General features: G+C 73.5%; 7 protein-coding genes and 1 pseudogene. 2 read left to right on the top strand and 6 right to left on the bottom strand.

All coding sequences use genetic code 11. The features are described from left to right. Window positions 1-26: 26 nt before the first annotated feature. The 4 genes and pseudogenes from ilvN to D9753_RS10495 form a co-directional block, all read right to left on the bottom strand. A complete protein-coding gene (gene ilvN, locus D9753_RS10475; RefSeq protein WP_121786755.1) occupies window positions 27-551 on the bottom strand; it encodes an acetolactate synthase small subunit in 525 nt (174 codons plus the stop codon). A 28-nt stretch (window positions 552-579) separates the two neighbouring features. Continuing rightward, window positions 580-2,427: an acetolactate synthase large subunit gene (locus tag D9753_RS10480; RefSeq protein WP_205614110.1), complete on the bottom strand. Its 1,848-nt coding sequence runs from the start codon at window positions 2,425-2,427 to the stop codon at window positions 580-582. Between the two features lie 243 nt (window positions 2,428-2,670). After that, window positions 2,671-5,723 (bottom strand): annotated as a pseudogene (locus D9753_RS10490) (putative bifunctional diguanylate cyclase/phosphodiesterase). Between the two features lie 382 nt (window positions 5,724-6,105). After that, window positions 6,106-7,083: a 2-hydroxyacid dehydrogenase gene (locus D9753_RS10495; RefSeq protein ID WP_205614111.1), complete on the bottom strand. Its 978-nt coding sequence runs from the start codon at window positions 7,081-7,083 to the stop codon at window positions 6,106-6,108. Between the two features lie 74 nt (window positions 7,084-7,157). Here D9753_RS10495 and D9753_RS10500 point away from each other — a divergent pair, with 74 nt between their 5' ends. After that, window positions 7,158-8,156 (top strand): aldo/keto reductase, encoded by a 999-nt coding sequence (locus D9753_RS10500; protein ID WP_121786760.1) that lies wholly within the window; start codon window positions 7,158-7,160, stop codon window positions 8,154-8,156. A gap of 99 nt (window positions 8,157-8,255) precedes the next feature. Then, window positions 8,256-9,419: a PQQ-dependent sugar dehydrogenase gene (locus D9753_RS10505; protein WP_121791004.1), complete on the top strand. Its 1,164-nt coding sequence runs from the start codon at window positions 8,256-8,258 to the stop codon at window positions 9,417-9,419. Window positions 9,420-9,735: 316 nt separating this feature from the next. On the opposite strand, the gene D9753_RS10510 is transcribed toward D9753_RS10505, so the two are convergent. Continuing rightward, on the bottom strand, window positions 9,736-9,972 hold the full coding sequence (locus D9753_RS10510; protein ID WP_121786761.1) for a DUF6191 domain-containing protein: 237 nt from the start codon (window positions 9,970-9,972) through the stop codon (window positions 9,736-9,738). Between the two features lie 40 nt (window positions 9,973-10,012). After that, window positions 10,013-13,057: a helix-turn-helix transcriptional regulator gene (locus D9753_RS10515; protein ID WP_121786762.1), complete on the bottom strand. Its 3,045-nt coding sequence runs from the start codon at window positions 13,055-13,057 to the stop codon at window positions 10,013-10,015. Window positions 13,058-13,214: the final 157 nt, after the last annotated feature.

Consider the following 13,214-nt stretch of genomic DNA (forward strand, 5'->3'; position numbering starts at 1 on the left):
GACACGCCGGCCGCCCGTCCTCGGCCCTACGCGGTCCGGTCGAGCGCGCGCAGCGAGCGGTCCGTGATCGAACGGGCGCCGCGGCCGATCGCGATCGTGCCGGACTGGACCAGCTCCTTGATGCCGTACGGCTCCAGCATCTTGAGCATGGCGGACAGCTTCTCGCCGGAGCCGGTGGCCTCGATGGTGACGGCCTCCGGGGAGACGTCCACGGTCTTGGCGCGGAAGAGCTGGACGATCTCCACGATCTGGGAGCGGGTCTCGTTGTCGGCGCGGACCTTCACCAGAACGAGTTCGCGCTGGACGGCCTGCCCGGGCTCCAGCTCGACGATCTTCAGCACGTTGACGAGCTTGTTGAGCTGCTTGGTGACCTGCTCCAGCGGCAGCTCCTCGACACCCACCACGATGGTGATGCGGGAGATGTCGGGGTGCTCGGTGACACCGACCGCGAGCGAGTCGATGTTGAAGCCGCGGCGGGAGAACAGGGCGGCGATGCGGGCGAGGATGCCCGGCGTGTTCTCCACCAGGACGGAGAGCGTGTGCTTGGACATGGTGTGTGCTCTTCCTTGCCAGTCGTCGTCAGTCGTCTTCGTTGTCGCCGAAGTCGGGGCGGACGTCCCGGGCGGCCATGATCTCGTCGTTGGAGGTGCCGGCGGCGACCATCGGCCAGACCATCGCGTCCTCGTGGACGATGAAGTCGACGACGACCGGACGGTCGTTGATGGCGTTCGCCTCCGCGATGACCCGGTCCAGGTCCTCGGGGCGCTCGCAGCGCAGGCCCACGCAGCCCATCGCCTCGGACAGCTTCACGAAGTCCGGGACGCGCGTGCCCCGGGCCTGCGGGTTGATGTCGTCGGGTCCGCTGTGCAGCACGGTGTTGGAGTAGCGCTGGTTGTAGAAGAGGGTCTGCCACTGGCGGACCATCCCCAGGGCGCCGTTGTTGATGACGGCGACCTTGATCGGAATGTTGTTCAGGGCGCAGGTGGCCAGTTCCTGGTTGGTCATCTGGAAGCAGCCGTCGCCGTCGATCGCCCAGACCGTCTGCTCCGGCACGCCGGCCTTGGCGCCCATGGCGGCCGGGACGGCGTAGCCCATCGTGCCGGCGCCGCCGGAGTTCAGCCAGGTGGCGGGCCGTTCGTACTGGACGAAGTGGGCGGCCCACATCTGGTGCTGGCCGACGCCCGCGGCGAAGACGGTGCCCTCCGGCGCCAGTTGCCCGATGCGCTGGATCACCTGCTGCGGGGAGAGCGAGCCGTCCTCGGGCAGGTCGTAGCCGAGCGGGTAGGTCTCGCGCCAGCGGTTCAGGTCGCTCCACCAGGCGGTGTAGTCGCCCTGGTGGCCCTCGCTGTGCTCCTTCTGCACCGCCTGGACCAGGTCGGCGATGACCTCACGGGCGTCCCCGACGATCGGCACGTCGGCGGCGCGGTTCTTGCCGATCTCCGCCGGGTCGATGTCGGCGTGGACGATCTTCGCGTACGGCGCGAAGCTGTCCAGCTTGCCGGTGACGCGGTCGTCGAAGCGGGCGCCGAGGGCCACGATCAGGTCGGCCTTCTGGAGCGCGGTGACCGCGGCGACGCTGCCGTGCATGCCGGGCATGCCCACGTGCAGCGGGTGGCTGTCGGGGAAGGCGCCCAGCGCCATCAGGGTGGTGGTGACCGGCGCTCCGGTCAGCTCGGCGAGGACCTTCAGCTCGGCCGTGGCCCCGGCCTTGAGGACACCGCCGCCGACGTACAGGACGGGCCGCCTGGCGGCGGTGATCAGCTTGGCCGCCTCGCGGATCTGCTTGGCGTGCGGCTTGGTCACCGGACGGTAGCCGGGCAGGTCCATGGTGGGCGGCCAGTTGAAGACCGTCTTCGCCTGGAGGGCGTCCTTGGCGATGTCGACCAGGACCGGGCCCGGGCGGCCGGTGGAGGCGATGTGGAACGCCTGCGCGATGACCCGCGGGATGTCCTCGGCCTTGGTGACGAGGAAGTTGTGCTTGGTGATCGGCATCGTGATGCCGACGATGTCCGCCTCCTGGAAGGCGTCGGTGCCGATCGCCTTGGAGGCGACCTGGCCGGTGATCGCCACGAGCGGCACCGAGTCCATGTGCGCGTCCGCGATGGGCGTCACCAGGTTGGTGGCACCCGGCCCCGAGGTCGCCATGCAGACGCCGACCCTGCCGGTGGCCTGCGCGTAGCCGGTGGCCGCGTGGCCGGCGCCCTGCTCGTGCCGGACCAGGACGTGGCGCACCCGGGTGGAGTCCATCAGCGGGTCGTACGCGGGGAGGATCGCGCCGCCGGGAATGCCGAACACCGTGTCCGCGCCGACCTCCTCGAGGGAGCGGATGAGGGACTGCGCACCCGTGACGTGCTCGACGGAAGCGGAGTGTCCTCCGGAACGGGGCCGCGGCTGCGGATGGTGGGCCCCGGTGGCCTGCTCGGTCATCGGCATTCTCTTCTCGATGCTGAGGGTTTTTGCGAGGTTCGGACGGAGTTCGGGCGCTGCACGAACGGTGCTCGTGCAACAAAAAACCCCTCGTGCCGCAAGGCAAGCGAGGGGAGCGCGCCGGGGTGGTCGCTGGGGATTCCGGATCGCCCTCCGGTGGGTCCCAGCTCAGCCGACGCGCTGTCCAAGTACGAGAATTCGGGTGCGCATGGCACTGACCCTCTCTCCGGCACGCACCACGTGTCAAGTAGGTGGGACGGGAGTCTCAGAATGTGAGCCGAGGGTGCGATCGCCTCCGCGGACAGCGCCCGCGCCCTCTGGACACACCCCCGTACCCCGCGTTCCGATCATCCCCGGGGCGCGGCGGTCGGCTCTCGCACGCTGCCCGCGAACGCCGGTTCGGCCGGGGCGTGCGGCACCGGATAGTGACCGGAACCGAGCGCCCGGCGCAGCCGCAGTTCGTCCAGCGGACCGGCGAACGCCATGCCCTGGCCGTGCGTACAGCCCATCGCGCGCAACGCGACCACCTGCTCCGGCAGGTCCACGCCCTCGGCGACCGACTGGAGCCCGAGGTCCTCGGCGATCCGCAGCAGACCACTGGTGATCTTGTGCAGCCGCGCGGACTCGACCACGCCCTCGACCAGGCCGCGGTCGAGTTTGAGGATGTCCACGGGCAGCCTGCGCAGCGCCGTGATGGCCGCGTAGCCGCTGCCGAGCCCGTCCAGCGCGATCCGCACCCCCAGCCGGCTGAGCGCGGTCAGCCGCCGCTCCAGCTCGTCCAGGGAGACCCGGGGGTCGGTGTCGGACAGCTCCAGGATCAGCGCCCCGGGCGGCAGCCCGTGCCGGGTGAGCAGCGCCTCGACGGAGCCGAGCGGCGTGGAGCGGTCCAGCAGCCGCCGGGCGCTCATCCGGACGGCCACCGGGACGACGGCCCCGGTACCGGCCCGCTCGGCGGCCCGCGCCACGGCCTCGTGCAGGACCCAGCGGTCCAGCTCGGCCACCTTGTCGCCGTCCTCCGCCACCCGCAGGAACTCGGCCGGGGTGAACAGCACGCCCTGCGAGGAGCGCCAGCGCGCCTGTGCGGAGACCGCCGTGATCCTGCCGTTCTGGAGGCACACCACCGGCTGGTGCAGCAGCGCGAACTCGCCGTCGTGCAGCGCGGCGCGCAGCCGGGTGGCCAGCTCCGCCTTGCGGACGACGTCCTGCTGCATCTGCGGTCTGTACAGCTCCACCCGGCCCTTCCCGGCCGATTTCGCGCGGTACATCGCCAGGTCGGCGTTGCGCAGCAACTCGCCCGCGCCGAGGCCCGCCTCGGCGAAGGCGACGCCGATGGAGGCGTTGACCCGGACATCGTTGCCGCCGATGGCGTAGGGCTGGGAGAGGGTCACCCGGAGGCGGTCGGCCAGCTCCAGGATGTTTTGCTCCCGGGCCACCCGGTCCCGGGTGCCGTCCCCGACGATCAGGGCCGCGAACTCGTCACCGCCGAGCCGGGACGCGGTGTCCCCCTGCCGGACCGCGTCCTGGAGCCGGCGGGCGGCCTGCACGAGCAGTTCGTCCCCGGCCTGGTGCCCGATCGTGTCGTTGACGGCCTTGAAGCCGTCCAGGTCGATGAAGAGCACCGCCGTACCGCGCAGGGCGGCGCCCCGGTCGGTGGCGCGACGGCCGGACAGGGCCTGCTGGACCCGCTTGGTGAACAGCGCGCGGTTGGGCAGGTCGGTCAGCGGGTCGTGCTCGGCGTTGTGCTGCAACTGCGCCTGGAGGCGCACCCGCTCGGTCACGTCCCGGCTGTTGAAGATCAGTCCGCCGTGGTGCCGGTTGACGGTGGACTCGACGTTGAGCCAGCCGCCGGCGCCCGACCGGAACCGGCACTCGATGCGCGTGGTCGGTTCCTCGACCGGGCTGGCGGCGAGGAAGCGGCGCACCTCGTGCACCACGCAGCCCAGGTCCTCCGGGTGGATCAGGCTCGCCAGCTCGCTGCCGACCAGGTCCTCGGCGGGCCGGCCGTACACCCCGGCGGCGGCCGGGGAGACGTAGCGGAGGATGCCGTTGGGCGCGGCGATCATGATGACGTCGCTGGAGCCCTGCACCAGGGAGCGGAAGTGGTTCTCCTTCTGCGCGAGTTCCTGGGTGAGGGTGATGTTGTCCAGCAGCATGATGCCCTGCCGGATGACGAGTGCCAGCACCACGCACCCCGCGGTGATCAGCACGACGTGGTCGGGCCTGCGGCCGTTCAGGACGTTGTACAGGATGCCCAGGGTGCAGACGGCGGCGGCGAGGTACGGGGTGAGCGCGGCGAGGGAGCCGGTGAGCGGCCCTCCGGCCGGATACCGGCAGTGCTCGGCGCCCGGTGCGGGCGGGGACACCGGGTGCTGGGCCGCGCCGCGCTGTCCGGGCACGTGCTCGTGGACCACGCGCGTGCGTCCCTCCGGCGCACGTGTCTCCGGCGCGCCCGGCCGCCGGGGTGTGGCCCAGGGCGCGTAGGCGAGCAGCAGGGAGCCGGCGAACCAGCCGGCGTCCAGGAGCTGTCCGGAGCGGTAGCTGCTGTGCAGCAGCGGCGAGGTGAACAGCGCGTCGCACATGACGGTCAGCGCGAGCGCGCCGATCGCGGTGTTCACCGCCGTACGGTTGCCCGGGGCGCGGCGGAAGTGCAGCGCGAGGACCATGCTGACGAGCGCGATGTCCAGCAGCGGGTACGCCAGCGACAGCGCGGCGTGGGCCACGCTCGACCCTTCGAATCTGGCCGTCCGGGCGAGCGCGAGGCTCCACGAGAGGGTGAGCAGGGAGCCGCCGATCAGCCAGGCGTCCAGGGCCAGGCAGATCCAGCCCGCCCGGCTGGCCGGCCGCTTGGCGAGGACCAGCAGACCCACGATGGCGGGTGGCGCGAAGCAGAGGAAGAACAGGTCGGCGTAGCTGGGGCTGGGCACGTCCACGTCCAGGACGACCTCGTACCACCCCCAGACGGCGTTGCCCAGCGACGTCATCGTCGCGGAGAGGGCGAACAGGAGCCAGGCGGACCGGAAGCGCACGCGCGGATTGCGGGCGTAGAGGAAGCAGGAGACCGCGGCGGTGCCGGCCGCCGCGCTGAGCCCGAAGTCGCCCATGACGTCCGCGACCGCCTTGGTGCCCCAGCCGGACGCGGCGCCGACGGCGTAGGCCGCACAGACCAGGGCCAGCACGAGCTGCTCCACCAGGCGGGCACTCTCACCGGAGGCCGGCCGCCGGGGCGGCTCCTGGTACGGGTGCGGTGCGCGCACGGCTTCGTCGAGGGTGCTCGTCACCGAGGGCGGGGCGCTCACCGGGGCCTCCCGCTGCGCGCCGCTCCCGTGTCCCGACGGTCCCGGTGCGCCGGACGGGCATGCCTGCGACGGCCGCCCGGCCTGCGCTGCTGATGCGTGTGGTGGATGTGGTGGCCGCGCCTGCGCGTGGCCGTGCGCCAGGGTCGCCGTCGACGGCCCCGCCGCGTCGGATCGTTCGTCCATAGGCCGTGCATCGCCCGTCGCCCCCCTCACAGATCTGCAATGTCCATCCCCGGCGCCGAACGGTCAGCGGCGCTGCCCCTGTCGGGACGATACACCAGGATCGTCACTCAGGGACATAGTTCCTCTACGCTCCGTAACGACCAGCGGATATGCCGGTACGGGCCGCGTCCGAAAGGTTGCGGAGGGTGCCGGAAGCGGGTTACCGCCCGTTTGATCCCGTGCTGCCGTCTCCCGTCGTAAGGATCACGTTCCGCAGCGGCCGGTGGTTCACGAACCGGGTCAACTGGTCGGCGAGCAACCGTCGGGCACGCGGCAGGAAGGCCGAGGACGGGCCGCCCACGTGCGGGCTGATCAGCACTCCCGGCGCCTGCCACAGCGGATGGCCCGGCGGCAGCGGCTCGGGGTCGGTCACGTCCAGGGCGGCGGTGATGCGGCCCGTCCCCAGCTCGGCGAGCAGCGCCCCGGTGTCCACGACGGGTCCGCGCGCCACGTTCACCAGCAGCGCGCCGTCCTTCATCCGCGCGAGGAAACCGGCGTCGACGAGCCCGCGGGTGGCCTCCGTGAGCGGGGTGCAGAGGATCACCACATCAGCGTCCGGGAGCAGCGAGACCAGATCGGTGATCGGGTGCACGGGACCGCGCACCGTGGTGCGGGGGGAGCGCGCGACGCGCGCCACCCGCGCAACCTCGAACGGCGTGAGCCGGTCCTCGACGGCGGCACCGATGGATCCGTAGCCGACGATGAGGACGTTCTTGTCGGCGAGGGAGGGGTGGAAGGCGCTCTCCCAGCGCTCCCGCTCCTGGGCGCGGACGAAGCCGGGGATGCCGCGCAGCGCGGCGAGGGTCAGGGTGAGGGCCAGTTCGGCCGTGCTCGTCTCGTGCACACCGCGCGCGTTGCACAGTCGGACGCCCGGCGCGATGTCCGGCAGCCGGGCGGTGATGTCGTCGACGCCGGCGGTGAGCGTCTGGATGACCCGGACGCCGGTCAGCTCCGCCAGCGGGCGCACCCTGACGGACCACGGCTTCATGTACGGCACCACGTACACCGCGCACCGGGCGGGGTCGCCGGGGTACGGCTGCCCGCCGTCCTCGCCCCCGTCCCAGAACAGGTACCGGGGCCCCTCGGGAAGCCCCTCGATCTCGTCGGGCGGGAGGGGGAGCCACACGTCGGAAGTCATGCCAGGAGGCTATGTCAGGCACGCGCGCGTGCAGAGGTTAGGTTGGTGGCGGGCAGAGGGAGGGTCACGAGCAGGTGGAGCGCAGGACGATCGGCGCGGGGGCGCTCGCGGTGGGGGCCGTCGGACTCGGGTGCATGCCGATGAGCTGGGCGTACAGCGGATCCCGGCAGCGGGGTGACGAGTCGCTCAGAACCGTGCACCGGGCGCTGGACCTGGGCTGCGACCTCCTGGACACCGCGGACATGTACGGCCCGTTCACCAACGAGCTGCTGCTGGGCCGGGCGCTCAGGGAGCGGCGCGGGGACGCGTTCGTGTCCACGAAGGCGGGCCTGCTGGTGGGCGATCAGCACATCGTGGCCAACGGCCGCCCCGGCTATGTGAAGCGGGCCTGCGACGCCTCGCTGCGGCGGTTGCAGACCGACGTGATCGACCTGTACCAGCTTCACCGCGCCGACCCCGAGGTGCCTGTCGAGGAGACCTGGGGTGCGATGGCGGACCTGGTGCGCGCCGGGAAGGTGCGGGCGCTGGGCCTGTGCGCGGTGGGGGCGCGCGGCGGGCGCCGCCACGGCGCCGGGACGTACGACAGCACGCTGCGCCAGCTCCGGCGGGTGCAGCAGGTGTTCCCGGTGAGCGCGGTGCAGGCGGAGCTGTCGGTGTGGTCGCCGCAGGCGCTTCAGGCGCTGCTGCCGTGGTGCGAGGCACGCGGCGTGGGCCTCCTGGCGGCGATGCCGCTCGGCAACGGCTTCCTGACCGGCACGCTGACGCCGGGGCAGGGCTTCGAACCGGACGACGTACGCGCCCGTCACCCCCGGTTCACGGCCGAGATGATGGCGGCCAACCAGCCGATCGTCGCCGGCCTGCGCCGGATCGCCCGCCGGCACGGCGAGGACGTCACGCCGGCCCAGGTGGCGCTGGCGTGGGTGCTGGCACAGGGCCGCCATGTGATCGCCCTGCCGGGCACCAAGCGGGAGCGCTGGGCGGCGCAGAACGCGGCGGCGGCCGGGCTGCGGCTGACCGGGGAGGACATGGCGGAGGTGTCCCGGCTGCCGGCGGCGCAGAAATCGTGGGACTAGAGGTTCCCGCCATGGGCCACCGGGGAGCGGGAACCCGGGTGGGCGCGGGCGGGGCAGGAGAGGGAGAGCGTGCCGCCGGACCGCCGCGTCGAAGGGACCATGATCGTGCAACGTCGAGCTGTGACGGCCGTGCTGGCCGCGGCCTGTCTCCTGCCGGCAGCCGGCTGCTCCGGAGGCGGAGACGGGCCGCCACCGGGCTTCGGGCGTACGGCGACAGGCACGGCGCCCGGTGCCTCCTCGCCGGGGGCCGGCTTCACCGCACCCCCCGCCAAGGGCTCGGTGACGGTGCTGCGCACGGTGGCCGAGGGCCTGAAGACGCCGTGGGGGCTGGCGCCGCTGCCCGGCGGCGGTCTGCTCGTCTCCTCCCGTGACGAGGGCACGATCGTCCGGATCGACGACAGGACGGGCCGCAAGACGGAACTGGGCACGGTCTCCGGGGTCGCCCCGGCCGGCGAGGGCGGCCTGCTGGGCATCGCCCTCTCCCCCGACTACGCCTCCGACCGCATGGTCTACGCCTACTTCACCTCCGCCTCGGACAATCGTGTCGTCCGCATGCGCTACGACGAGCGGAAACCGGCCGGTGAACAACTCGGCGCTCCGGACACGGTGTTCAAGGGCATCCCCAAGGGCCTCATCCACAACGGCGGCCGGATCGCCTTCGGCCCGGACGGCATGCTGTACGCGGGCACCGGCGAGAGCGGGCAGCGGGGCCTGGCCCAGGACAGGAAGTCCCTGGGCGGGAAGATCCTGCGCATGACCCCGGACGGCGAACCGGCGCCCGGCAATCCGTTCCCCGGCTCCGTGGTGTACTCCTACGGCCACCGCAACGTCCAGGGCCTGGCCTGGGACCGCCGACAGCGGCTGTTCGCCTCCGAGTTCGGCCAGGACACCTGGGACGAGCTGAACGCGATCAGACCCGGCGGCGACTACGGCTGGCCGGTCACCGAGGGCAGGTCCGCCAGGGCCGGGTACCTCGACCCGGTCGCCCAGTGGCACACCGACGACGCCTCCCCCAGCGGCATCGCCGCCGTCGACGGGATGATCTGGATGGCGGGCCTGAAGGGCAAGCGGCTGTGGCGTATCCCGCTGCGCGGCACAGCGGCGTCGGCCGCCCCGCAGGCGTTCCTCACGGGCGTCTACGGCCGCCTGCGCACGGTGGTGCCGGCGGGTGGCGACCGGATCTGGCTGGTGACGAGCAACACGGACGGCCGCGGGACCCCGAAGAAGGGTGACGACCGGGTCCTGGAGGCCCGGGTCCACTAGCCGCCCGACCACCACCCCACACACCCCCAGGTCCGCCACCGCCCCGGCGGACGGGGGGCGCTGGGCTGAGGTGCGGCGGGCGGGGAGGGCGATGGGCTGAGGTCCGGCGGGCGGCGGGGGGCGATGGGCTGAGGTCCGGCGGGCGGGGGCGGTGGGCTCCGGTCCGGTGGGACGGGGGTTCGGCGCGGTGCGGTCCGCCCGGATCGGTCGATCCTGGTTTGGCTGGTTCCGTTCGGCCGGTTCGGGATCGGCCGCTTCCAGTACGGCCCGTTCCGGCTCGGTCGGCTGGGTCGGCTGGGCGGCTGGGTCGGCTCGGTCAGTTCGGGTCCGGTCGGTTCGGTTCGGCCGGGTCCTGTCCGGGCGGCTCGACCGGGGGCGGCTCGACCGGGGGCGGTCCGGGTAGCCGTATGCGTGCCTTGCCGGACGCGAGGTCGATGGGGCCTCGGCCGGGGTCGTTGTCGCCGACGTCCTCGCGGGTCAGCGCGAGCCGGTTCTGCTCGTCCCGGGTGTGCTTGCGGCCGGGCGCGAACAGGTCGTCGAAGGCCTCGAACACGGTGGTTCCCCCTCACTGCCGGTCTGCCCCGGCACAGGTCTCAGCCCCGTGCCTCGGCGGCCAGGGGCTCGGCGGCGAACAGGCCCAGCCGGTGCGCCACCGCCGCCGCCTCGCCCCGGCCCGAGACACCGAGCTTGCCGAGGATGTGGGAGACGTGGACGCTCGCGGTCTTCGGTGAGATGAACAGCTCCTGGGCGATCTGGCGGTTGGTGCGGCCGGCCGCGACAAGGCCGAGGACGTCCCGCTCCCGGTTGGTGAGGCCCAGCGCCTCGACCGGGTCGGCCGGGGCGGCGTCCTGCCGGGGCGCGCGCGTCAGGCTGAGACGGGCGCGCTGGGCGAGCCGGGCGACGGCGTCGGCGAGGGGTCGGGCGTCCAGGTGGGCGGCGACCGCGGCGGCCAGCCGGAGCAGCTCCACCGCACGGTCCCGCTCGTCCTCGCCGCCCTCGGTGAGCAGCGCCCCGGCGAGGCGGTGGCGGACCCGGCCGAGGTCGTAGGGGCGGTCCAGGCACTCGAAGGCGGCGACGACGGGCGACCAGGTGTCGGCGGTGTCCCGGCCCTGCGCGCGCAGCAGTTCGGCGCGGGTCCACCGGCCGTAGGCCTGCCAGAGGGGGACGCCGGTGGTGAGGGCACCCACGGCCGTCGAGAGGCGGTCGAGGAACTCGGCGCGGCCGGACCGGGCGGCGGGCAGGGTGCGGGCGTCGGCCTCGGCGGTGGCGGCTGCCAGCAGCAGCGGCCAGCCGTAGCGGTGGGTGCCGGGCGGCAGGCCGCCGTCCAGGGCCAGGAGCACAGCGGCGCGGGCGTCGCCGATACGGCCCTCCGCGGCGGCGAGACCGACAGTGATCCGGGCCAGCGGCAGGGACTGCTGGGGTATCGGGTCGTGCGTACCGTACCGGGTGCGGGCGGCGGTGTGCTGCCGGGCCGCCTCGTCGAGGTCGCCGCGGGCCAGGGCGAGGTGGGCCAGGCGCAGGGCGCCCGCGCCCCGGGGCTTGGCGCTGTGACCGACCCGGGTCGCGTGCGCGGCGGCCTCGGCCGCCTCCGTCCACCGGCCGAGCGAGTACAGCGCGTCGGACAGGTTGCCCCACACCCAGGCCTCGGAGTCCAGCAGCCCGTACCGGCGGCAGAAGTCGACGCCCTCGCGCAGCAGGGGGGCGGCCTCCCGGTCCCGTCCGATGCTCTGCAACGCGGACGGCAGGTTGACGTAGGCGCGGCCCGCGACCGGGTGCATGCCCTCCGCCCGGGTCTCCCGCAGGACCTGCCGCATCTGTGCCAGGCCGGTCTCGGGGTCGCCGGAGTCCACGATCAGGCCGCCCAGGGTGAGGCGGGCGTGCAGTTCGGTCTCGCGGGCGCCCACCATCCGCGCGTACTCCACGGCCCGCTCGGCGGCGGCGAAGGCCTCGGGGCCGGGCCGGTGCTGCATGGACCAGTTGGCGGCGACCGCCAGCACCTCGGCGTGCACCTCGGACGGCGGCAGGCCGCGCACCAGGTCCTGGGCGGTGGCCAGTTCGTGCCGGCCGTCGCCGCGGGCCTGGGCCTGCACGAGCCGGGAGCGCTGCACCCAGAACCAGGCGGCGCGCAGGGGGTCCGGCTCGTCGTCCAGGAGGCGCAGGGCCCGTTTGGTGATCTTCAGGGCGCGTTCCCGCTCGCCGCCGAAACGGCCCGCCACGGCGGCCTCGGCCATCAGGTCGAGGTAGCGCAGGGGGGTGGTCACCGGGTCACAGCCGCACGGGGGGTACGCCTCGGTGCAGTCGACGGGGCGCAGGGCGGAGCGCACCTCCTGCGGGGCGCCGTCCCACAGCTCCATCGCCCGTTCCAGCAGGCCCAGTTGTTCGGTGTAGGCGTGCCGGCGGCGGGCCACGACGGAGGCGGCCAGGACGGCGGGCAGGGCCTTCGCGGCGTCACGGGCGTGGTACCAGTAACTGGCCAGGCGCATCACGCGGGCGTCGGCCGGGACGAGCCCCGGGTCGGCCTCCAGGGCTTCGGCGTAACGGCGGTTGAGCCGGGAGCGTTCGCCGGGCAGCAGGTCGTCGGCGACGGCCTCGCGGACGAGGGAGTGCCGGAAGCGGTAGCCGTCGCCGGCCCGGGTGGCGGTGAGGATGTTGGCGCCGACGGCGGCCCGCAGTGCCTCGATGAGGTCGTCCTCGGAGAGCTGGACCACGGCGGCGATCAGCCGGTACTCCACCGTGGAACCGCCCTCGGCGACGACGCGGGTGACCCGCTGGGCGCTCTCGGGCAGGGCCTCGACCCGGACCAGCAGCAGATCGCGCAGGGAGTCGGTGAGGCCGGCGCAGTCGCCCTGGCGGCCGGCGACGGCGAGTTCCTCGATGAAGAAGGCGTTGCCGTCGGAGCGTTCGTAGATCTCGTCGACCTGGACGGGGTCGGGTTCGGCGGCGAGGATGCCGGCGATCTGGCGGCATGCCTCCTCGCGGGTGAAGCGGGCCAGTTCGATGCGGCGGACGGTGCGCAGCCGGTCCAGTTCGGCGAGCAGGGGGCGCAGCGGGTGGCGGCGGTGGATGTCGTCGGAGCGGTAGGTGGCGAGGACGAGGAGACGGCCGGCGCGCAGGGTGCGGAAGAGGTAGGCGAGGAGGTGGCGGGTGGAGGCGTCGGCCCAGTGCAGGTCCTCCAGGACGAGTACGACGGTGTGTGCGGCGGCGACCCGCTCCAGCAGCCGGGCGGTCAGCTCGAACAGGCGGGCCATGCCCTGCTCGTCGTGGCGGCCGGCACCGGTCTCGCCGAGATCGGGCAGCAGCCGGGCCAGCTCCTCCTCCTGGCCCGCCGCGGCGGCGGTGAACTCCTCGGGCAGGGCGTCCCTCAGGGCGCGCAGCGCGGTGGAGAAGGGGGCGAACGGCAGTCCGTCGGCGCCGACCTCCACGCAGCCGCCGACGGCGACGACGGCCTCGCGGCGGGCGGCGGCCGTGGCGAACTCCTCGACGAGGCGGGTCTTGCCGACGCCCGCCTCGCCGCCGAGCAGCAGCGCCTGCGGCTCGGCCGCGGCGGCACGGGCGAGCGCGTCTTTCAGTGTGCCCAGCTCGTCGGTGCGGCCGACGAACACGGGACTGACGAACCAGGTCTCCACGGGCCCGAGCATCGCACGGGGCCGGTGCGACCGGGCACCGGTTTTCCACAACCCCGGTGCGATGGTCGTACCGGCGAACCGGGGCGGCGCACCGGTGGCCGGAAGAGGAGTACCCGCGGCGCGGGGGCTCGTACCGGCGGCGTGCGGAGCCGAACCGGCAGCCGCAGGG

The organism is Streptomyces dangxiongensis (assembly GCF_003675325.1).
Taxonomy (GTDB): domain Bacteria; phylum Actinomycetota; class Actinomycetes; order Streptomycetales; family Streptomycetaceae; genus Streptomyces; species Streptomyces dangxiongensis.